At 74.7% G+C, this 19,848-nt stretch carries 20 protein-coding genes; 6 read left to right on the top strand and 14 right to left on the bottom strand.

Annotation, left to right across the window (positions count from 1 at the left end; genetic code table 11):
• The first annotated feature begins 57 nt into the window (after positions 1 to 57).
• Positions 58 to 771 carry a GNAT family N-acetyltransferase gene (locus tag DEF28_RS02095; protein WP_114446097.1) on the top strand — a complete coding sequence of 238 codons (714 nt, stop codon included), beginning with the start codon at positions 58 to 60 and terminating at the stop codon, positions 769 to 771.
• Here the strand turns inward: DEF28_RS02095 and DEF28_RS02090 are convergent.
• Positions 725 to 2,476: an MDR family MFS transporter gene (locus DEF28_RS02090; protein WP_114400531.1), complete on the bottom strand. Its 1,752-nt coding sequence runs from the start codon at positions 2,474 to 2,476 to the stop codon at positions 725 to 727. The two genes, DEF28_RS02095 and DEF28_RS02090, sit on opposite strands and share 47 nt — an antisense overlap.
• 139 nt (positions 2,477 to 2,615) lie before the next feature.
• Between DEF28_RS02090 and DEF28_RS02085 the strand changes: the two genes are divergently transcribed.
• Together DEF28_RS02085 and DEF28_RS02080 are read left to right on the top strand one after the other, a co-directional pair.
• The gene (locus DEF28_RS02085; RefSeq protein ID WP_114400530.1) at positions 2,616 to 3,203 is read left to right on the top strand and encodes a TetR/AcrR family transcriptional regulator; all 588 of its coding nucleotides are present in this window, start codon (positions 2,616 to 2,618) and stop codon (positions 3,201 to 3,203) included.
• A gap of 266 nt (positions 3,204 to 3,469) precedes the next feature.
• On the top strand, positions 3,470 to 3,988 hold the full coding sequence (locus DEF28_RS02080) for a C40 family peptidase (RefSeq protein ID WP_199493104.1): 519 nt from the start codon (positions 3,470 to 3,472) through the stop codon (positions 3,986 to 3,988).
• On the opposite strand, the gene DEF28_RS02075 is transcribed toward DEF28_RS02080, so the two are convergent.
• Positions 3,981 to 4,334: a hypothetical protein gene (locus DEF28_RS02075; protein WP_114400529.1), complete on the bottom strand. Its 354-nt coding sequence runs from the start codon at positions 4,332 to 4,334 to the stop codon at positions 3,981 to 3,983. The two genes, DEF28_RS02080 and DEF28_RS02075, sit on opposite strands and share 8 nt — an antisense overlap.
• A 266-nt stretch (positions 4,335 to 4,600) precedes the next feature.
• Here DEF28_RS02075 and hemC point away from each other — a divergent pair, with 266 nt between their 5' ends.
• The 3 genes from hemC to DEF28_RS02060 all read left to right on the top strand — a co-directional run bounded on the left by hemC (position 4,601) and on the right by DEF28_RS02060 (position 6,953).
• Entirely contained in the window at positions 4,601 to 5,554 is a 954-nt protein-coding gene (gene hemC / locus DEF28_RS02070; RefSeq protein WP_199493102.1) for a hydroxymethylbilane synthase, read from the top strand.
• A 112-nt stretch (positions 5,555 to 5,666) separates the two neighbouring features.
• The gene (locus DEF28_RS02065; protein ID WP_114400527.1) at positions 5,667 to 5,972 is read left to right on the top strand and encodes a DUF6412 domain-containing protein; all 306 of its coding nucleotides are present in this window, start codon (positions 5,667 to 5,669) and stop codon (positions 5,970 to 5,972) included.
• Positions 5,973 to 6,224: 252 nt separating this feature from the next.
• Entirely contained in the window at positions 6,225 to 6,953 is a 729-nt protein-coding gene (locus DEF28_RS02060) for a YidC/Oxa1 family membrane protein insertase (RefSeq protein WP_114400526.1), read from the top strand.
• A gap of 91 nt (positions 6,954 to 7,044) precedes the next feature.
• Here DEF28_RS02060 and DEF28_RS02055 read toward each other — a convergent pair whose 3' ends face one another.
• From DEF28_RS02055 to DEF28_RS01995, 12 genes are all read right to left on the bottom strand, one after another.
• The gene (locus DEF28_RS02055; RefSeq protein WP_114397694.1) at positions 7,045 to 7,665 is read right to left on the bottom strand and encodes a hypothetical protein; all 621 of its coding nucleotides are present in this window, start codon (positions 7,663 to 7,665) and stop codon (positions 7,045 to 7,047) included.
• Between the two features lie 551 nt (positions 7,666 to 8,216).
• Complete coding sequence (locus tag DEF28_RS28265; protein WP_114397695.1) at positions 8,217 to 8,825, bottom strand: superoxide dismutase family protein; 609 nt, start codon at positions 8,823 to 8,825, stop codon at positions 8,217 to 8,219.
• 103 nt (positions 8,826 to 8,928) lie between these two features.
• Positions 8,929 to 9,393, bottom strand: coding sequence for a DUF3291 domain-containing protein (locus DEF28_RS02045; protein ID WP_114397726.1), 465 nt, complete (start codon positions 9,391 to 9,393; stop codon positions 8,929 to 8,931).
• A 33-nt stretch (positions 9,394 to 9,426) separates the two neighbouring features.
• Positions 9,427 to 10,131, bottom strand: coding sequence for a helix-turn-helix transcriptional regulator (locus DEF28_RS02040; RefSeq protein WP_114397696.1), 705 nt, complete (start codon positions 10,129 to 10,131; stop codon positions 9,427 to 9,429).
• Positions 10,132 to 10,174: 43 nt separating this feature from the next.
• On the bottom strand, positions 10,175 to 10,813 hold the full coding sequence (locus DEF28_RS02035; protein WP_309485890.1) for a class I SAM-dependent methyltransferase: 639 nt from the start codon (positions 10,811 to 10,813) through the stop codon (positions 10,175 to 10,177).
• A gap of 243 nt (positions 10,814 to 11,056) precedes the next feature.
• On the bottom strand, positions 11,057 to 11,428 hold the full coding sequence (locus tag DEF28_RS02030; protein WP_114397697.1) for an STAS domain-containing protein: 372 nt from the start codon (positions 11,426 to 11,428) through the stop codon (positions 11,057 to 11,059).
• A 372-nt stretch (positions 11,429 to 11,800) separates the two neighbouring features.
• Entirely contained in the window at positions 11,801 to 12,796 is a 996-nt protein-coding gene (gene meaB / locus DEF28_RS02025; protein WP_114397698.1) for a methylmalonyl Co-A mutase-associated GTPase MeaB, read from the bottom strand.
• 52 nt (positions 12,797 to 12,848) lie between these two features.
• Positions 12,849 to 15,086 (bottom strand): methylmalonyl-CoA mutase, encoded by a 2,238-nt coding sequence (scpA, locus tag DEF28_RS02020; RefSeq protein ID WP_114397699.1) that lies wholly within the window; start codon positions 15,084 to 15,086, stop codon positions 12,849 to 12,851.
• Positions 15,083 to 16,969 carry a methylmalonyl-CoA mutase family protein gene (locus DEF28_RS02015; protein ID WP_114397700.1) on the bottom strand — a complete coding sequence of 629 codons (1,887 nt, stop codon included), beginning with the start codon at positions 16,967 to 16,969 and terminating at the stop codon, positions 15,083 to 15,085. Before DEF28_RS02015 ends, scpA begins: the two co-directional genes overlap by 4 nt.
• A 105-nt stretch (positions 16,970 to 17,074) precedes the next feature.
• On the bottom strand, positions 17,075 to 17,314 hold the full coding sequence (locus tag DEF28_RS02010; protein WP_147280108.1) for a hypothetical protein: 240 nt from the start codon (positions 17,312 to 17,314) through the stop codon (positions 17,075 to 17,077).
• Positions 17,315 to 17,761: 447 nt separating this feature from the next.
• On the bottom strand, positions 17,762 to 18,202 hold the full coding sequence (locus DEF28_RS02000) for a hypothetical protein (RefSeq protein WP_114397703.1): 441 nt from the start codon (positions 18,200 to 18,202) through the stop codon (positions 17,762 to 17,764).
• A gap of 108 nt (positions 18,203 to 18,310) precedes the next feature.
• On the bottom strand, positions 18,311 to 19,837 hold the full coding sequence (locus DEF28_RS01995; RefSeq protein WP_114397704.1) for a hypothetical protein: 1,527 nt from the start codon (positions 19,835 to 19,837) through the stop codon (positions 18,311 to 18,313).
• Positions 19,838 to 19,848 lie beyond the last annotated feature (11 nt).

Here is a 19,848-nt window from a genome sequence, read left to right as displayed (position 1 = left end):
AGCCCGCCGTGCGGCCGGCCTTCGGTCCGGGCCATCCGGTGAAGGTAGCTTCTCGGCATGAGTTGGGACGAAGGACGCCTGCTGGCGTTGGAGATCGACGCGAACTACGGCCTCGCACCGGCCCAGGACGCCTCGCGAGCCGTCTTGAGAGATCCTTCGGTATTGGCGGTGTGGGCGTGGTCCCCCCGAGCGCGTCTGCTGGCCCTCGCCCCCGGGCTCGCCCTTCCCGGCACCAGCGACGCGGACCAGGAGTACAGCCCCGGCCGGCTCCCCGGCGTCCTGGAGCGCCTGACCGCGTCTCTCCACGAGGCGGTGGCCGTCGAGGGCGGCCCGTGCTTCGTCTTCCCCGACCGCCTCGCCCTCCCCGGTCCCGCCCCGCTGCCCGTCATCGCCTCCACCGCCGACGGCCAGAGCGCCGCTCAGGACCTGGTCCGCCCCGGCAACTGGCAGCCCGGTGAGTGGAGCGAGCTGGTCAACGGCCGCATGGGTGAGTGGGCCATGGCCGTCCACGGCCGGGAGCCGGTGTCGATCTGCTTCACTCCCGCGTCGAACGCCTCCGCCGCGGAGGCGGGCATCTGGACCCGCCCCGACTTCCGCGGCAGGCACCTCGCCCCGGCTGTCGTGGCCGCCTGGGCCCGGCGCGAACGCCGGGACAGGGCCGTGCTGTTCTACAGCACCACCGCGGACAACCACGCGTCCCAGTCCGTCGCCCGGGCTCTCGGCCTCATTCCACTGGGCTGGATCTGGACCGTACGTCGAAAGACCGGCTGAGCGCCGTACCGCGCTCCCCGCGGCGCCGCCGCTCCGCCCGCCGCGCGGGCGGCACCCGTGCTCGGCGGTGACCGGTACGCAGCGGCAGCGGACGCAGGAAGAGCACGATCACGAAGCCCACCGCGGCGATGGGCACGCCGGTGAGGAAGACCGTGTGCATGGCGTCGCCGAACGCGGTGACGACGAGCTCCTGCACCCCGGCCGGCAGTGCGTGGATCGCCGCGGGTGAGCCGGCGGCCGCTGCCGCCGTCCCTCCGTCCGCCCCGGCGGCCGCGGTGAGCGGCGCCAGCTCCGTGTCCAGGCGGTTGGTCATGATCGCGCCGAACGCGGCCACCCCCACGGCGCCGCCGAGGTTGCGGAAGAACGACACCGCCGACGTGGCGGCGGCGAGGTCGGCGCGGGACAGCGCGTTCTGGGTCGCCAGGATCAGGATCTGCATGCTGAGCCCGAGGCCCAGCCCGACGAGCGCGACCCCGAGGCCGACGAGGACCAGGCTGGAGTGCACCTCCAGCCAGGTGAGGGTGCCGAACCCGAGCCCGATCAGCAGCGTTCCGGCGATCGGGAAGGCCTTCCAGCGGCCGGTGCGGCTGACCACCAGGCCCGACGACACCGAGGCCGCAAGCATCCCGAGCACCATCGGCAGCGTCATCAGGCCCGACGCGGTCGGGCTCATGCCCTTGACGATCTGCAGGTACTGCGGGAAGTAGATCATCACGCCGAACATCGCCATGCCGACGGCCAGGGACGCCAGCGAGGCGAGGACGAACGTGCTGTCGCCGAACAGCCGCGGCGGGATGATTGGGTCGTGCGCCCGGCGCTCCGCGAGGACGGCCAGTGCCACGAGCACCAGCGACGCCGCGCCGAGCACGTAGGTCGGCGCCGAGTTCCACGCGAACTCCTTGCCGCCGAGGCTGAGCAGCAGCATCACCGCGCTCGCGGCGCCGACGATGAACGTCGCGCCCCACCAGTCGATGCGGGTGCGGCCGCGCTCCTGCACCGGGAGCCGCAGCAGGGCCTGGATCACCACGAAGGCGACCACCGCCACCGGGACCGTGATGAAGAAGCACCACCGCCAGCCCAGCGGGCTGTCCACCAGGAAGCCGCCGAGCAGCGGGCCGGCCACGGTGGAGACGCCGAACACCGCGCCGAGGAACCCGGAGTAGCGGCCGCGCTCGCGCGGCGGGACGACGTCGCCCAGGATGATCTGCGGCAGCGCCGCCAGCCCGCCGGCGCCGATGCCCTGGACGAACCGGGCGGCGATCAGCCACGTCATGTCGTGGGCGAAGCCGGCGGCCACCGAGGACGCGATGAAGACCACGAGCGCGATCTGGAACAGCAGCTTGCGGCCGTAGATGTCGGAGAGCTTGCCCCACAGCGGAGTCGAGGCGGTCATCGTGAGCAGCGTCGCGCTGGCCACCCACGCGAGCTTGTCCTGGCCGCCCAGCTCGCCCACGATCGTCGGCAGCGCGGTGCCGACGATCGAGGTGGTGAGCATCGAGGTCAGCATGGCCAGCATGAGGCCGATCAGGATCTCGACGACCTGGCGCCGCGTGTAGCGCGGCTCCGCGTCCCCCGGACCGGTGGGCGGTTCCCCGCCGGTCGCCTCCGCCTGCCGCGCCGCTCGTTCCCCGAGCTCTGTCACCGAACCCCCATCGACATCATCCGGGCATGACCGTCCCCCACCGGGCGAGCGGGGAGAGGACATGAGTACGTTACCGGTATAAGTAAACAGTGTTGACTTGTCAAGTCGGGGCGTTATAGTGCACAGAACCTCCGGGCGGCGGACGCGGGGGCACCGCCACGTGCGGGACGAGTGCAGGCGGGCAGAGACGAGGGACCGTGAGATGAACCGGCCGGACGCCGCCGAGGAGTGCGCCGAGCGGACGCGGGTGCGCGACCGGGAGGCGACGCGGCAGCGCATCCTCGACAGCGCCCGCGAGCTGTTCACCACCGAGGGCTACGAGCGGGTGTCCTCCCGGTTGATCGCCGCGCGCGCCGGCGTGAACGTCGCGCTGATCAACCGGTACTTCGGGGCCAAGCGCGGGCTGCTGGCCGAGGTCATCGCCGAGGAGGCGGTGTTCCCCGGGATGTTCGACGGCGACCCCGGGACGCTGCCGCGCCGGCTCGCCGAGTACATGGTGGACCAGGTGCTCCGCGAGCCGAGCCCGCTGCGGCGCGCGCTGGAGCAGTCCCGTGCCGACCCCGACCTGCAGGCGGTCTACCAGGAGCGGCTGCGCGACGCCATCCTCGAACCCATGGCCCGCCACATCGGCGGGCCGGACGCGCGGGCCCGGGCCTCGGTCGCGGTCGGGGTGGTGCTGGGGCTCGGAGTCCTGCGCCGGGTCGAGGGCGCGACGGCGCTGCGGGATTCGGACCGCGCGGCCCTGGTCGCCCGGCTGGAGAGCGTGTTCGTCGACTGCCTGCGCGAGTGAGGGTGCGGCCTTCCGTCCGGATTGTTCCAGCCAAGGGCAATTCCGGGTTTCCGTTGCCCCCTGTCCAGGAAACGGGATTTGACCGTTCGATGGCGCATACCGGCGGCGCGCTCCATGCGGCCGCCGGTGAACGGCAATGTTTCGCTGAAGACATGCGGGCCACCGGCGGTTAGCTGAAAACGGCGGGGCGCTGTGTTCTCCTTGCAGCGTTGTCGGTCGCGGCCGTTTTCGAGGCGGCTGCCGGGCGATCAAGGGGGGAGTCAGCCATGCGAATACCGTCCAGCACCGGGGTCCAGCGGCCCCGCGGGGAGGCGGGGCGCCGGGGCCGCGCGGCGCTGTCGGCGGTCGCCGCCGCCACGGCACTCGGCCTGTTCCCGGGAGCGGCACTCGCGGCGGAGGTGGCGGAGCAGCGGGTGCAGCGCTGGGCACCGGCGCCCATCGTGGCCGTCCGCCACGCGATCAGCCAGGTCGGCAAGCCCTACCGGTACGGCGGTTCCGGACCGGAGTCGTTCGACTGCTCCGGCCTGGTGCAGTGGGCCTACGGGAGGGTCGGCGTGGTCACCGGCCGCACCACCTACGACCAGTACCGGCGCGGCGTGGCCGTCCCGCGCGCCGAGCTGAGACGCGGCGACCTCGTCTTCTTCTACCGGGGCCCCGGACACGTGGGTCTGTACATGGGGCGCGGACGCATGGTGCACGCCCCGAGTTCCGGGAAGAAGGTGCAGGTCGTCGAGATGTCCGCGTACTACGACCGGCACTACGTCGGCGCGCGGCGGATCACCTGACCCCGTGCGTGCGCGGGAGGCGCCCGAGGGCGATGGCGCCCGCCCGCACTGGCGTGGCGAACGACACCGGGCCGGCCCCGGAGTGCAGTGTGCGGTCCCGGCCGCCGGGCGGAAGCGCGGCGTCGGCGAACAGCACGTACCTCGTACCGGAATCAGCCCGCACCGCCACGACGCCGCCCTCGCCGCTCTCCAGAGCGCGGCGGCCGAGGCCCTCGACCGTCTGGTGGTGCCCGGACGCGTAGACGACCGTCACCGGCCCGCGGCCCGCCTGGTCCGGGGCGGCGGAGGACACGGCCCCGGCGATGGCGGCGGACATCGTGGCGAGGTTGGCGGGGCGGATCGGCACGGTTCTCATCCTCATTCGCGCAGTCGGGATGTCACTCACTGTATATATTCGCAACTCTGTGTCACTGTGCCGAGCGTTGTGCGGCGTGTCGTTCGGTTCGTCGCCGCCGGCCCCGACGCGGCCCGTGACCGCCGGGGCCGACGTGACCGCCGGGCGGCGGCCGTGGTCGGATCCGGCCACGGCCGCCTGTGGCCGGTCGCGGTCGCCGGCGTTCCAACCTGGGCGAACGCACCCCACGGCGCCGGGCGCCTGCCTATCGTGGTTGCGTGCTCACTCATGACGCGCTGTTACGCATCGGTACCCGCACTACCCCGATGGCCCTGGCGCAGGCGCGGCACGTGCAGGACCTGCTGTTGAAGGCCGCCCCCGAGATCACCACGGAGATCGTGGGGATCCCCGCCCCGGGGGACCGCCGGAGCCGGGTCCCGGCCGTGCGCGGCGCGCGGGTGTTCCACCGCGAGATCGACCGCCGGCTGCTCGACGGCCGGGTGGACCTCGCCGTCCACAGCATGACGGACGTCCCCGGAGACGTCCCCTTACCCGAAGGGGTCACCTTCGGCGCCTACCTGCCTCGCGACGACGTCCGTGACGTCGTCGTCTTCCGCTCCGGCTCACCGCTGCGCACCCTCGCCGACGCGCCGCCGGACACCGTGGTCGGCACCACCTCCGTGCGGCGCACCGCGCAGCTGCTCCGCTACCGTCCGGACCTGCGGGTCCGCCGGATCCGCGACGCGCCGGACCCCGCCGACCGCCTCGACCTGCTCGACGGGGACTCCGGTTACGAGGCGCTCGTGCTCCCCCGCACCGGACTGGACCGGGTGAACACGGCCGGCCGCGCGGCCGAACTGCTCCCGCTCGACATGATGTGCCCGCCGGTCGGCGCGGGCGTGACCGGCGTGCAGTGCCGGGTCCGCGACACCGACATCGCCGACCTCCTCTACCGCATCGACGACGGCACCACGCGGACCCACGTCGCCGCGGAGCGCACCCTGCTGCACGGGCTGCGGGGCCATGGCGGCAGCCCGATCGCGGGGCACTGCCACACGCTGCCGGACGGCCGGCTCTCCTTGCGCGGCATGGTGTTCACCCGCGACGGCCGGCATGTCATCGAGGTCTGCGAACGCGACGACCCCGACCGGCCGACCCGGCTCGGTACCCGCGTCTCAGCAGCGCTGCTCCGCAGGGGAGCGCGGGCGCTCATCGACGGTCCGCCGCGCTGATCCGCTCCGCCGCCCGCCCCTTCCGAGGGACGGGCGGCGGGCGGGCGCCGCCGCGGCGACCGGTCCCGCTATCCTGAGCGCACACCCGACCCCGCCGCGAAGGAGAACGGACGTGCCGACCTTGTACGCGGTTGCGCACGTGCTGCTTCTCGGCATCGACACCGACGTGCTGCTCCCCGTGGGCGGCCTGGTGATCGGCCCGGTCACGCTGCTGGCCGTCGTCGCGGTCGGCGCGGCCCTCGCCTGGGTCACGGTGCGGGACCGCCGCTCGCGGCCGTGCGCCGACAACGACGTGCGCACGCGCTGCGGCGCCATGCTGCGCCGCTCCGAGCGGCGGGTGCTGCTCGCCTTCCGCGATCCCGACGCTCCGGGCCGGGCCCGGCCGCGCGCGCCCGCCACCGCCCCGGCGGCCGGCTAGCGCCGGTCCGGTGGGCGCCGCCCACCGTCGTCCCGCGCCGCACCGCGACCTGCCGGAACCGGCCGCGCCGTCCCGCCCGGACGGTCCGCGGGCGGTGCCGGTCGTCGCCGGGCGCCCGCCGGCGCCATGTGCCCGGCACGGCCGCGGGACGTCGACGTGCGTCGGCGCACCGGACCGGCCGGACCACGGGTCCGGCCCGGCCGCCTCCTCGGTGATCGTTCTTCCCAGCAGACGAGGGGCTTCGAGGTCCAGATGTACAGTTTCCCGCCGATCGCGGCCGCGATCGGTCTCGCCCACACCGTCGTCACCGGTCTCACCGGCTTCTTCGAGCCGATGCTCGCCGCCTCGGCGGCGGCCGTCGCGGTGGTCACGCTCACCGCGCTGGTGCGCCTGGCCGTGCTGCCGCTCAACTACGCCCAGGTACGCGGCGAGAAGGCGCGCGCCAGAATCATGCCGCGGCTGATGGCGGTCCGCGAGGAGCACGGCGACGATCCGCAGCGGCTGACCGCCGAAATGCAGAAGGTCTACACGGAGGAAGGCGTCTCACCGCTGGCCGGCTGCCTGCCGATGCTGGCGCAGACCCCCGTGTTCATCGCCCTCTACGGGCTGTTCATCACGCCCGAGATCGGCGGTGAGCCCAACTCGCTGCTGACCCGCACGCTCGGCGGCGTCCCGCTCGGTGCCACGCTCCCCGACGCCTTCGCGGCCGGCGGCCAGGGACCGGTGGTCTTCGCCGTCCTGCTGGCGGTGATCGCCCTGGTGGCGTGGGCGTCCCGGCAGTGGCTGACCCTGCCGCAGCTCCGGCAGAACGCCGCCGCCGGCCAGCCGGCGGTGCCGGGGCTCGGCGTCATCGCCTACCTGCCGTTCATCACCGTGGCCATCGCGGCGTTCGTGCCGCTCGCCGCCGGGCTCTACCTGGCCGCGAGCACGGCGTGGACGGTGGCCGAACGGCTGGTGCTGCGCAGGGTGATCCCGGACTGACCCCGGGGGCGGGGCGTGCGGTGCGGCGTGAGCGCCCCCCACGCCCCGCCGCCACCGGCGGGTGTCGCGCCGCCCAACCCCGGCCGGCCCCTCAGTCGGTCCAGAGACCCACCTGGAGGACATGCACCTCCGCGGTGGTCGCGACGACGAGAGCGGTGCCGTGGTCGCCCCAGGCATCGAGCCCGCGGCGGAAAACGGACCCCTCCGCCACGAACGACGTCGCCGCCGCCCACCGGGCGCCGTTCACGAGCTGGCCGACGCACCGCTGCCAGGGGCGGGTCAATGTGTGCTCCATCGAGGGCGGGACGTCGTCCTGGCGGACCCACGCGCCGCTGCGGCGGAACAGCAGCCACTCGTCCAGCCAGGTGGACAGGGCGGCGTCCACGGTGCCCCAGGCCGCGGGCGGAAGGTTGACGGGCGCGCTCCGGTCGAGTGGTTCCAGCTCCCGTTCCCCCGCGTCGTGGAGGGGGAAGGTGCCGGAGCTCGGAAGGAACGCCGTGCTGAGCATCCGCTCGACCAACCCGGCCGGGGGAGGAGCCTCCGCCGGCCGCTCCCGGCGTTCGCGGAGGAAGACGAAACCGTAGCCGCCGTGGCTCCACCGGGACCGCAGCGCCTCTGCGTAGGTGTGGCCGAGCAGTGCCCTCAGGGCGGCGCCCCGCGCCGGCACCGGCTCGGACCAGAACGCCGCCAGCTGCTCCAGGCTGGACGTCACCTGCGGCAGCCGGGAGGCGCCGGGATAGACCTCGATGTTCAGTTCGCCCCTCCTGGCGGTCCGGCGGGGTGCCGGGGGCGGAGCGTCGGCGGGGACAGCGCGGCAGGGACCCCGGATCCGTGGCAGCCCGTCTCGCCGTCCACCCTGCCAGATCCGGCAGCCAGGCGGGCGTCCGATGCGGCACTGGCCGGTCGGGGCGAGAGGCGGGACCTGCTCCACACCGGGGCGGCGGAGATCGGGCCGTGCCGGGTACGGGACGGCCCGATCTCCGCCGCGGAGCGACCTCCGCACCCGGGTGCCGGGCGGCAGCCCCGATGGTCCCGGCGGTCCGGGTGCCCAGGTCACCGAGGTGGGTCGCAGCGAGCCGCCGAAGCTCCTGCCCTGTGCTCGTGCCGCGGCGGGCGTTGCCGGACGGCCGGGTTCCGAAAGCTCCTCGGCGCGGTTCCCGGCCTCCGATCCCGTACGGATCCCCGCCGCTGGCCACTCCCCGGAGGCGCCCCGCGGCTCGACGGGACGTACCGCGGCGGTCGGGTCGGACGCCTGGTCCTCCGCTACAGCGGCAGGTTGACACACGCGAGCCGTGCGCCCGCCTGACCCGCGATGCCCGGGGTGGTGTGGGTGTGCTCGGCGTGCACGACGACCGACCGCGCCTCGCCCGGGCGCACCCGCCAGGGGACGGTGCTCTCGCCCGCGGCGCCGCCGAACTCGTCGGCGGTGAGGTCCACCCACATCTCGTTGGTCGCGTTGGCGTACAGCGGGTCGCCGGACGGCTGCACCGGGTCGACCATGTTCTGGTACCGCGGCCCGGCGTCGGCCGGGCTCGGGCCGCACGCCCCGGTGGCCAGGTGCACGCTGTACGCACGGCTGGGCAGCAGTCCGGTGAAGGAGACCCAGAACTCCGTCGTGGCGTGGTCCGGGTGGATGCCCAGTGTGTCCGCCGCGGTCGGTTCCGCGACCACGCTGACCGCGACGTGCGAGCCCGCGGGGACGGCGGGGTCGTAGGTCACGGCAACGACGCCCTCGGCGAACGGGCGGAAGTGGTCGTGGACGACGACGGGCTGCGGGAAGGCGGCGTGGGCGGAGGTGGCGTCGCCCACGACGAGCGCCGGCGCGACGGCCAGCGCCGCGAGAGCGGCGGGTGCGGTGCGGTGCTTCGGCACGACGGGTCCCCCTGTCGATCAACGTCGGGCGCTCTGTGCGGCCACGTCGCGACCCTACGTGTCCGGACCCGATTAATCGACGATGTCGCAGGGGGCGCCGCGCTCATGTCGCGGTGGCGCCGGGCGGGTCGGCGGGGGAGCGGAAGTCGAACGCCTCGGGAGACGGGCCGTCGGCGCGCAGCCGGGCCAGGCGCTCGACGGCCTCGTCGAGCGACGGCGCGGTGCCGGCCGGCACCCACCACAGCACCAGGGTGGGGGCCGGGTCGCGGACGAACCAGGAGGCGCGGCGGCGCAGCACCTCCAGGTGGCCGTCTGTCCGGTAGGTGAAGGCCCACAGCGCGTCGTAGGACTCCCACACCGACATGTTGACCAGGATGTCGGGACCGAACGGCCGCAGCCCGGTCGCGTCGTCGGTCTCCTCCTCGCGCAGCCGCCACACGAAACCGGGGCTGGACTCGGCGAGCGCGTTGACGGGGGCGAGCTCCCGCACGAAGTCCGCCATGCGGGGGTCGTCCAGCGGTGCGCGCAGCCGGCCGATGTTGAGTTGGGCGAGGTGGTGCTCGGTCATGCCGACCACCTCACCACGCACCGGGGTTCTAAGTCAATTCTCATTGGTTTTAGAAATCTCGACGCAGCACCGCCCCGACTCGGGTGCCAGGCGCGCCGACAGGCCGCTGCACCCCGCCCCGGCCAGCAGGCCGCGCAGCAGCTCCAGGTTCATTCCGCAGGTCAGCGGTGGGAAGGCCGCGGCGAGGGTGTGGAAGGGGCAGTTGCGCAGCCGCACCCGGTCGGGCGGGCCGGCCGCCTCCTGGCCGGAGCCCGCGCCCTCGTCCGGGACCGGCTCGTAGCCGCACTCCCCCAGGTAGGACCGCAGCGTCGCGATGTCCGCATCCGGTGCCCGGGCGGCGAGGGCCGCTCCCCGGCGCTCACCCTCCTCGCGGGCGGCGGCGTACAGCGCCGCGTCGGCGCCGTGCCGCTCCACCGCCTCGGCGAGTACGTGCGCCGCGGTCTCATAGTCGCGCGGCGGCAGCTGCACGGTGTGCTGCCGCGTGGAGCGGCGGTACAGCTTGGCCGGCCGCCCGGAGCCCGGGCCGGTGCGGCCGGAGATCCGCTGCTGGCGCACATCCAGCAGCCGGGCCGCCACCAGTTTGTCCAGGTGGAAGGCGGCGAGGTTGCGCTGGGCGCCGACGGCCTCGGCGGCCTCCGCCCGGCTGACCTCGTGGTCCTGGCCTGCCACGTACCGGTACAGCGCCCGGCGCAGCGGGTCGGTGAGCAGCCCGAGTGCGTCGATCTCCGCTTCGGTCATGCCTCCATTGTGCTGCCGGCCGCGGCGCGGGCGGTCCGGCAGCTCAGGAGCGGCGGTGGTAGACGAGCACGTACCGCCAGTACAGCAGCCGGCGCAGCTGGGCGCCGGGGAGTTCGCGGGCCGCGACCACGCCGATCTCCCGCAGGCTCGCGCGGGGGTCGCGCACGGGCATGGCGGCGCCGTCGGTGCGTTCCGGATCGGGCGTCCGCGTGACCGCGCGGGCCGCGGCGAGCCCGGCCCCGAGCGCCCAGTGCGGCGGCGCGGCGGCCGCGGTCGCCGCCAGGTCGGAGAGGGACTCCGGCCGGTACAGACCGACCACGGCAAGGACCCCGCCGGGGGCCAGGGCGGCCCGCAGCGTGCGCAGCGTCGTCGTCAGCGGCATGTGGTGCAGGGACGCGATCGCGGAGATGAACCCGTAGCGCCGCTGCTCGGGGGCGAACGCCTGCAGCGACGCGGCGGTGTAGTGGATCCCCAGCCGCGCCGGGGTGCGCGCCCGCGCCCGCTCGATCATGTCGGCCGACACGTCGATCGCGTCCACGCCCTCGACCGCCGGTGCGAGCGCTCGGGCGAACCGGCCGGCTCCGCATCCGACGTCGAGCGCGCGACCGCAGCCGTCCGGAACGGTGCGCAGCAGGAGGGGGTGGTAGTGGGCGTTGTGGTTCCAGCCGAGGTCCAGGCGCACGCGGCCTCCAGATGACGGCCCGGGCCCGAGCGGCGCGGGCGGTGTCCTCTCCCCGCTGGGCGGTGCTCCCGTACGGGGGTGGTGTCGCTTCCTCGCAGGGCGTCGGACATCGACAGCGTGCCTCCCGCCCGTCGGCGGACGGACCGGAGACACGCTGCCGGGGTGCCAGGCTGCCGCCGGCAGGCGGTGCGGCTGGGGGCCCGGGGCGACGGGCGACGCCGGGGGCTCGGCCGCGGACCGCCGTCAGCCGGCCTGCTGCTTGGCCTCCAGCGCCTCCATCGCGATGACCGCGGCCGCGACCGTCCGGTGCACCGGCACCTGGCGGTGCAGGCCGACCAGCCGCACGACCTTCGTGACGCGTTCGTTCGGCGCGGCGAGTGCCAGGCTACCGCCCCGCTCCTTCACGGCGCGGTAGCCGTTGATGACGGCGTTCAACCCGCTGGAGTCCATGAAGTCCAGTCGGGAGAAATCGAGGATCAGCCACGGCCCGTGTGCGTCGATGGCGGACAGGACATGCTCTTGGAGGTCGCCAGCGGTCGCGATGTCGAGTTCACCTTCGACCTGCACGATAACGCTGTGGTTCTCGACCCGGGTGTTCAGCCCAAGCCTGTGCACGTTCACTCCTCCCAGCCCCACGTCAGTTTGAGGGGTCCCCTTGTAACCATAGGGCAACGGCGGAACGCGGCGCGGCCACCCCGACGGCGACGCCCGCGCGCTCGGCGGCCGTCGGCAGGGACGGACACGCCGTTCGGCGGGTCGGCCCGACCCGCCTGTCGCCCGCCTGATTCCCGTAAGGCTCTGACCACACACGGTATTAGCGGAACGGGCGCACGGGAATGGAGATGAGCGAGAAATTTTCCCGTAGCGTCCGCCAATTACGGGAGTTGCGTGCGGTGCCGGTCACTGTGGTCCCAGTAAATGGGATGAATATTAACGTTGCGGACATTTGTCCCTGGAGTGTCGCGTGCCGGTGTGAAGGTCCGACCGTCACCCACCGGAGTCGCCGGTGAACGCCTGGAGCAGCCGTTCGGCACCCAGAGTGGCCGTCAGCTCCCCGGAACGCACCAGGGCCTCCAGCTCCGCCGACCGCTCCCGCACACCGGGGTGCCGGTACAGCCGGTCCATGACCTGGTCCCGGACCTGGTCCCACATCCAGTCGACCCGCTGGCGGGCGCGCTTCTCGTCCAACTCGCCGGTGCGGCGCAGCGCGGTCTGGTGGTCCACCACGGCTGCCCACACCTGGTCGAGGCCGGTCCCCTCCAGCCCGCTGCAGGTGAGCACCGGGGGCCTCCACGTCGGGCTGGTGGGCTGGAGGAGGCGCAGCGCCCGCGACAGCTCGCGCGCGGCCGCCCGGGCCTCGCGCTCGTGCGGGCCATCGGCCTTGTTGACGGCCACGATGTCGACCAGCTCCAGCAGGCCCTTCTTGATGCCCTGCAGCTGGTCCCCGGTGCGGGCGAGTGTCAGGGCGAGGAAGCAGTCGACCATGTTGGCCACCGCGACCTCGGACTGCCCCACGCCGACGGTCTCGACGAGCACGACGTCGAAGCCGGCCGCCTCCATGAGGACCATGGTCTCCCGGGTGGCGCGGGCCACCCCGCCCAGCGTGCCGGAGGTGGGCGAGGGCCGGACGAACGCGGCGGGGTCGGTCGCGAGCCGGGCCATGCGGGTCTTGTCGCCCAGGATGCTGCCCCCGGTGCGGGTGGAGGACGGGTCGACCGCGAGCACCGCCACCCGATGCCCGCGCGCGGTGAGCCGGCTGCCGAGCGCGTCGACGAAGGTGGACTTGCCGACCCCGGGTACCCCCGTGACTCCGACCCGGTGCGCGTTACCGGCGTGCGGCAGCAGCCGGACCAGCAGCCGCTGGGCGAGCTCGGCGTGGTCGGCGCGCCGCGACTCCACCAGCGTGATCGCGCGCGCCAGGGTGGGGCGGTGGCCGGCCAGTACCGCCTCGGCGTAGGCCTCGACGTCGACGCGGCGGCTCATGGCCGCCCCGCCGCGCCGGGGCGGCCGGCCGCGGCGCCGCCGCGGGGAACGCTCACGAGCCGTGCCCGAGCCGCTCGGTGAGCTGGTCGAGCAGGTCCACGGCGGCCTCGGCGATGACCGTGCCCGGCGGGAAGATGGCGGCCGCGCCGGCCGCGCGCAGCGCCTCGAAGTCGGCGGGCGGGATGACGCCGCCGACCACGATCATGATGTCCTCCCGGTCCATCGCCGCGAGCTCGTCCCGCAGCGCCGGCACCAGTGTGAGATGGCCGGCGGCGAGTGAGGACACCCCGACGATGTGCACGTCGGCCTCGACCGCCTGCCGCGCCACCTCGGCCGGAGTCTGGAACAGGGGGCCCACGTCGACGTCGAAGCCGAGGTCGGCGAACGCGGTGGCGATGACCTTCTGGCCGCGGTCGTGGCCGTCCTGGCCCATCTTCGCCACGAGGATGCGCGGCCGGCGCCCCTCGTCCTCCTCGAACCGGGCCACCCGCTCGGCGACCGATTCCAGCCGGGGGTCGTCCTGGGCGGCGGAGCCGACTTCGTCGCGGTACACCCCGGAAATGGTACGGACCTGACCGGAGTGCCGCCCGAACACCTTCTCCATGGCGTCGGAGATCTCGCCGACCGTGGCGTGCGCCCGTGCGGCGTCGACCGCGGCCGCGAGCAGGTTGTTCTCCAGCGTCAGGCCGTGCGGGGTGCCGGCGGCCGCGCGGGTGAGCCGGTCGAGCGCGGCCCGGACGGCGGCGTCGTCGCGCTCGGCCCGCAGCCGGCGCAGCTTCTCCAGCTGCTCGGCGCGCACCCGGGTGTTGTCGACCTTGAGCACCTCGATGTCGTCGAGCTCGGCGGTGCGGTAGCGGTTCACGCCGACGACGGGCTGGCGGCCGGAGTCGATGCGCGCCTGGGTGCGTGCCGCGGCCTCCTCGATGCGCATCTTCGGGATGCCGGCGTCGATGGCCCGGGCCATGCCGCCGGCCTCCTCGACCTCGCGGATGTGCGTCCAGGCCCGGGCGGCGAGCTCGGCGGTGAGGTGCTCGACGTAGGCGCTGCCGCCCCACGGGTCGATGACCCGCGTGGTGCCGGACTCCTGCTGCAGCAGCAGCTGGGTGTTGCGCGCGATCCGCGCGGAGAAGTCGGTGGGCAGCGCCAGCGCCTCGTCCAGCGCGTTGGTGTGCAGCGACTGGGTGTGCCCCTGGGTGGCCGCCATGGCCTCGACGCAGGTGCGGACCACGTTGTTGAACACGTCCTGCGCGGTGAGCGACCAGCCCGAGGTCTGCGAGTGGGTGCGCAGCGACAGCGACTTGGGGTCGTCGGGGCCGAACTCCCGGACCAGCCGGGCCCACAGCAGCCGGGCGGCCCGCAGCTTGGCGACCTCCATGAAGAAGTTCATGCCGATGGCCCAGAAGAACGACAGCCGCGGCGCGAAGGCGTCGACCTCCAGCCCGGCGGCGCGGCCGGCCCGGATGTACTCGACGCCGTCGGCCAGCGTGTACGCGAGCTCCAGGTCGGCCGTGGCCCCGGCCTCCTGCATGTGGTAGCCGGAGATCGAGATGGAGTTGAACCGCGGCATCCGCTGGGAGGTGTAGGCGAAGACGTCGGAGATGATCCGCATGGAGGGCTGCGGGGGGTAGATGTAGGTGTTGCGGACCATGAACTCCTTGAGGATGTCGTTCTGGATGGTCCCCGCCAGCCGGGCCGGCGGCACCCCCTGCTCCTCAGCGGCGACGATGTAGAGCGCCATCACCGGCAGCACCGCGCCGTTCATGGTCATCGACACGCTCATCCGGTCCAGCGGGATGCCGTCGAACAGCTGCCGCATGTCGAGGATGGAGTCGATGGCGACGCCGGCCATGCCGACGTCGCCGGCCACGCGCGGGTGGTCGGAGTCGTAGCCGCGGTGGGTGGCGAGGTCGAACGCCACCGACAGGCCCTTCTGGCCGGCGGCGAGGTTGCGGCGGTAGAAGGCGTTGGACTCCTCGGCCGTGGAGAAGCCGGCGTACTGGCGGATGGTCCACGGCTGGTTGACGTACATGGTCGGGTAGGGGCCGCGCAGGTACGGCGCGATGCCGGGGTAGCCGCCGACGAAGGACAGGCCCTCGCGGTCGGCCCGGGTGTAGAGCGGCCGCACGCCGATGCCCTCCGGGGTCTCCCACACGAGGGAGTCGGGGCCCTTGCCGATGGCGGCCGACACCGCCTCGCGCCAGGCGACGGTCTGGTCGGCGGCGGCCACCGGTGTGCCGGGGTCGACCCGGCTGAAGTCGGGAACGGCCTCGGTGGGTCGGACCGCGGTCATGCCGCCACCCCCAGGAAGTCGGCGAGTTCTGTCAACAGGCTAAGCGCATCGCAGCCGGTGGAGACGGCGTCGTCCACCGCCTGTGCACAACTCGCGTCCGGCCGGCCGGCGATCAGCACCCGCTCGGCCCCGGCGGCGCGCAGCGCGGCGGCCGTACCCACCGCCTGGTCGGCGTAGACGTCGTCGCTGGAGCAGATGCAGGCGATCCGCGCGCCGCTGCCCGAAAACGCCGCGGCGGCCGCGTCCGGGCCGTCGAGGGCACCCACCGAGACCGGCTCGATGCCGCCGGACCGGAACAGGTTCGCCGCGAACGCGGCGCGGGCGGTGTGGACGGCGACCGGCCCGAGGGTGGCCAGGAAGACCCGCGGCCGTCCGCCGGTGGCCGCCAGGTGGGCGTCGGAGCGGTCCCGCAGCGCCTCGTACTCCTCGGCGTAGCGGTGCCGGGGCAGCGCGGCCGCCGCGGCCGGCGCCTGCGGCGCGGGCTCGCGGCCCACGACGGGCTCGGTGAGGTCGGGGAACTCGCTCACCCCGGTCACCGGGGTGCGGCGGTGCGCCAGGTCGCCGCGGCGGCGCTCCCACACCTGGTGAAGGTCGGCGGCGACGAGGCCGGAGGCCAGCGCCGCGGCCATGCCCCCGGCGGCTTCCACACGCTGCAGGTACTCCCATCCCTTCGCGTACAGCTCGGCGGTGAGCCGCTCGACGTAGAAGGACCCGCCCGCGGGATCGGCGACCCGCGCGACGTGCGCCTCCTCCAGCAGCAGCGACTGGGTGTTGCGGGCGATCCGGCGGGCGAAGTCGTCGGGCAGCCCGAGGGCGTCGTCGAACGGGCGGACCGTGACGGCGTCCGCCCCGCCGACCCCGGCCGCGAACCCGGCGAGCGTGGTCCGCAGCATGTTCACGTAGGGGTCGCGGCGCGTCATCATGGCCGCCGACGTCACGGCGTGCAGGCGCATCGCCCGGTGCGGCACCGGCAGGCCGCACACCTCGGTGACCCGGTGCCACATGGCGCGCGCCGCGCGCAGCTTCGCGATGGTGAGGAACTGGTCGGCGGTCGCGGCCAGGCGGAACTCCAGCCGGCCGGCGGCCTCGGCCAGGGGCAGGCCGGCCGCGGTGAGGGCCCGCAGGTAGGCGACCCCGGTGGCCACGGCGGCGCCGAGCTCCTGGGCCTCCGACCCGCCCGCGTCGTGGTAGGGGGTGGCGTCCGCCGTCATCAGGAGCAGGTCCGGGTGCGCGGCCGCGCACCCGGCCGCGAAGGCCGCCGCGGCCGCGACGTCGACCGGCTCGCCGGTGCGCGCGGCCGTCCCGAGCGGGTCGGCCCCGAGGCCGCCGCGCACCGCGCTCGGCGCCACACCCCGCTCGGCGTACGCGGCGAGCAGCGCGTCAGCGGCGGTGGCGTACCCGGCTCCGGCCTCCAGGAAGACCGGCGCGAGGTCGAGGTGCACGTCGGCGAGCACGTCGGCCAGCGCGTCCGCGGGCACGCCGGCCGGGCCGGCCACCAGCCACAGCGAGGTGACCCCGTTCTCCAGATCGGCGAGCACCGCGCGGCGGGAGACCGCCGGATCGGGGTGCGCGTGCCGCTGCCGGACGTCCCAGCCGTGCACGACGGAGCCCTCCGGCCGTCCGCCGCGGGTGAAGGGCGGGAGGCCGGGCACACCGGAGTCGAGGTCGTCACCGGGGACGTAGAGGGGCCGGACCGTGATCCCGTCGTACGTGGTGTGGGCGAGCCGGAGCTCCGGGGCCTCCTCGTCGGGCCCGACCTCCGTTCCGCTCCTGCGCAGGACCTGGACCACCAGCCGTCGCCACTGCTCGGCCGTGGCCTCCGGGAAGCCGGCGGCGAGGTCCGGCGGCGCGGGCATCGGGGCTCCGTTCTCCGGCATGTTCATATTTCGAGATCGTAGAGAATTCCGCTCGGAACTCGCAGTAGCGGGGTCCAGCGCACCGGGGCCGGCGCCGGGCCCGCCCGCACCGGCCGCGGGCCGGGTCCCGGGTCACTGCGGAGCGAAGGGAAACAGGGTCAGGAAGTAGATCATGCTTCCCGCCATCCAGAGGACGAACAGCGCCAGGCAGCCGATGCCGAAGCAGGACGCCATCCTCTTGGTGTCGTCCCACTCCGCCTTCCGGCGCTGCCGGTGGTACTTGTCCAGGCCCCGCGCGATCGCGTCACTCAGATCCTCATGCCGGTCCATGGTCTCCCCAGGCTGGATGGAGGGGTCCTCCCCCAAGATCACGAGGATCCGCATCCTAGCCCCGTTCCGGAGGGGCGCGGCCGGTCCGCCAGCGGTGCAGCGCCGGGCCCGGGCCCGGCAGCGTCCAGCGGTCACCGACGTGCCCGTGCGGGCGGCCCGGGCGCGGTCCGCGGCGGCGCCGCTCACTCGCTGAGCGGGCGCGTGCTCCTCGCCGGATCCGGGCCGCCGGTGTGCCGCCCGGCGGAGGGCCGCCCGCGTGCGGGCTCCCCTGCCAAGATTCCACCGAGCGGATTCAGGACCGCGGGGGAGGTGCGGAGGTGATCCCCCGGACGTCGAACGACGGGACCTCCCGCCGCGCCGGGGACGAGGGAAGGACGAGGGAAGAAGGTGTCCGGCCAGCCCCTGCCTCCTCCGCCCGCTCCGCGTCGGTCCGGTCGGCCGGCCGGTGCGGCCCGGCGCGTCCGCGGCCGAGGGCGGGCCCGGCACGGGTCACCCCCGCGTCGCGCCCCCCGACCGCCCGCGGCCGGGCGCGGGCGGTGCCGGCGGGCGGGGGCCGGCCGCCGGTGGCGCGTCCGCCCGGAACCGGTACATGAGGCTCTCCGTCACCTTCGGGCCGAGCGTGCGGGCATCGTACTCCCGCCGCGCCAGCAGCACCTCCAGGTGGGAGGCTCCGACGAGGTCGGGCGCGTGCTCGCGTTCCACCCCGTCCGCGTCGCGGGCCCTGCGCAGGCTTGCCGCGAAGAGCTCCGCGGCCCCGTGCATCCGCTTCAGCAGCCGCAGGTCCTCCGCCGCCCCCGGGCCGTGCGGCCGCCGGGCCAGGGCGCGGGCGAGGTCCTCCGCCGGTCGGTGCAGCTCCTGGGCGGGCGATCGGAGGATGTCGTCCCGTGCCTGCTCGACGCCTGCCGCCTCCAGCGGTGGTTCTTCCGCCACACCGACCTCCGGTCATCCGCCGCCGCGGGGGTCGCGGGGCGTTGCCCACTATATCGGTCGTGTTTACCGGGAATGGTGGCGTGCTGCCGGGCCGGCGCCGCGGCCGGCTCAGCGCGGTGTGGCGGTGCCCGAGGGGGTGGCCGAGCGCCCCGCGTCCGGGCGGTCGCCGGCCGGCGGGAACACGAAGCGCTGCCGGTCCTGCACCACGAGGGCGTAGCCGTCGTCCGTCACCGCCTCGACGTAGCCGGTGGACGCCCCGGGCACGACCTCCTTGGTGGCGGCCTCCAGCACCACCTGCACGTCGCCGTCCTCGGCGCCGCGGGAGTCCCCGTACACGTATCCGGCCAGCGCGAACGTGGGCGAGATGGCCCGCTCCGCACCGCCGTCGAACTGCCAGCGGATCTCCCCGGCCGCCAGGTCGACGGCGATCATCGGCGTCTCGCCGCTGCGCTGCGGCACGAGCAGCGTGCCGGTGGTGCGGTCGTACACCGTCCCGGGGAGCCGTTCGGTGTCGAAGGCCCGGTCCACCGGATTGGCGCCGGGTTCGCGCAGCGACCACAGGACGTCGCCGGTGCGCAGGTCGTGCAGCGACAGCCGGGACGGGGCCTCCGGCACCCCCCAGCGGACGAGGGCGGTGGCGCGGCCGCCGGCTGGGCCGGCGCCCTCACCGGGCGCGGAGGCGCCGGCGTTCGGCCGGCCGCCCTCCGGCTCGCCGCCGGTCTCCGCGTCCTCCGGGGCCCGCGTCGGATGGGGGCCGCCGGAGCCCGTGCCGTCGGCCGGGCCGGGCCCGGTCTCGGACAGGTCGTAGAAGCCCACCAGGTGCGGCCGCGGCTGCGGAAGCGCCCGGCCCCCCGAGATGTCGGGGTCGTCGGCCGACGCGCTCCACAGCAGGTCCCCGTCCGCGCCGAGGTCCCGGGCCTGCAGCAGGCCCGCCCCGTCGTCCAGGAGCAGTACGTCGCCGCGCGCGCCCACCGGTGCGCCCATGCGGCCGGGATCGGCCTCGGCGCCGTCGTCGGCGGCCTCCGGCGCGTCCTCCTCGTCCGGCGGTTCCTCGAACACGAAGCTCCAGGCCGTGCCGCCTCCGGTGCCGCGCACCACGAACTCGCCGTAGGGGTCGTCGGCGCTCCATCCGGAGGGGCGGTGCACCACCCAGCCGTCCACGTAGACGTCCCGGGGGTCGCTGCCGCTCCACACCGTCTCGCCGTCCGCGGCCACCACCGCCACCGTGGTGCGGTCGCCGTCGCGGGCGGTCACGGCGAGCACGTCCGCTCCACCGCGGTCGGAGGGGAAGCCCTCGACCCGCTGGTCGCTCTCCCAGAGCGCGGCTCCGTCGGAGGCCCGCTGCAGCAGGTGCCGCTCCTCGCTGTTGGAGCTGATGAGGAAGGCATCGCCGACCGACTGGATCCGGACTCCCATCGGGTCGTCCAGGATGTCGGGTCCCTCGCCTCCGGCACCGTGCAGCACCCGGACCGGCTCGGCGCCGAGCCCGGGCGGGACCGCGCCGGTGAACACGGTGGGCACCGGGTGCGGTGAGGCGGGTGCCGGCTCCGCGGGTGCGCCGCCGGTGCACGCCGTGACGGCCAGCAGCAGCACGAACCCCCCGGTGCGCACCAACGGGGTCCGCCATCCGCGCATCGGCGGTCACT

It is taken from the genome of Marinitenerispora sediminis (assembly GCF_003336425.1).
GTDB lineage: Bacteria > Actinomycetota > Actinomycetes > Streptosporangiales > Streptosporangiaceae > Marinitenerispora > Marinitenerispora sediminis.
This window is presented reverse-complemented; position numbering and strand designations above follow the sequence as displayed.

Coding starts and splice junctions, on each gene's coding strand:
- DEF28_RS02060 (WP_114400526.1), top strand. CDS start 6,225: ATGTACAGTTTCCCGCCGATCGCGGCCGCGATCGGTCTCGCCCACACC.
- DEF28_RS01995 (WP_114397704.1), bottom strand. CDS start 19,837: ATGCGCGGATGGCGGACCCCGTTGGTGCGCACCGGGGGGTTCGTGCTG.
- DEF28_RS02090 (WP_114400531.1), bottom strand. CDS start 2,476: ATGTCCTCTCCCCGCTCGCCCGGTGGGGGACGGTCATGCCCGGATGAT.
- DEF28_RS02040 (WP_114397696.1), bottom strand. CDS start 10,131: ATGACCGAAGCGGAGATCGACGCACTCGGGCTGCTCACCGACCCGCTG.
- DEF28_RS02080 (WP_199493104.1), top strand. CDS start 3,470: ATGCGAATACCGTCCAGCACCGGGGTCCAGCGGCCCCGCGGGGAGGCG.
- meaB (WP_114397698.1), bottom strand. CDS start 12,796: ATGAGCCGCCGCGTCGACGTCGAGGCCTACGCCGAGGCGGTACTGGCC.
- DEF28_RS02085 (WP_114400530.1), top strand. CDS start 2,616: ATGAACCGGCCGGACGCCGCCGAGGAGTGCGCCGAGCGGACGCGGGTG.
- scpA (WP_114397699.1), bottom strand. CDS start 15,086: ATGACCGCGGTCCGACCCACCGAGGCCGTTCCCGACTTCAGCCGGGTC.
- DEF28_RS02015 (WP_114397700.1), bottom strand. CDS start 16,969: ATGAACATGCCGGAGAACGGAGCCCCGATGCCCGCGCCGCCGGACCTC.
- DEF28_RS02095 (WP_114446097.1), top strand. CDS start 58: ATGAGTTGGGACGAAGGACGCCTGCTGGCGTTGGAGATCGACGCGAAC.
- DEF28_RS02045 (WP_114397726.1), bottom strand. CDS start 9,393: ATGACCGAGCACCACCTCGCCCAACTCAACATCGGCCGGCTGCGCGCA.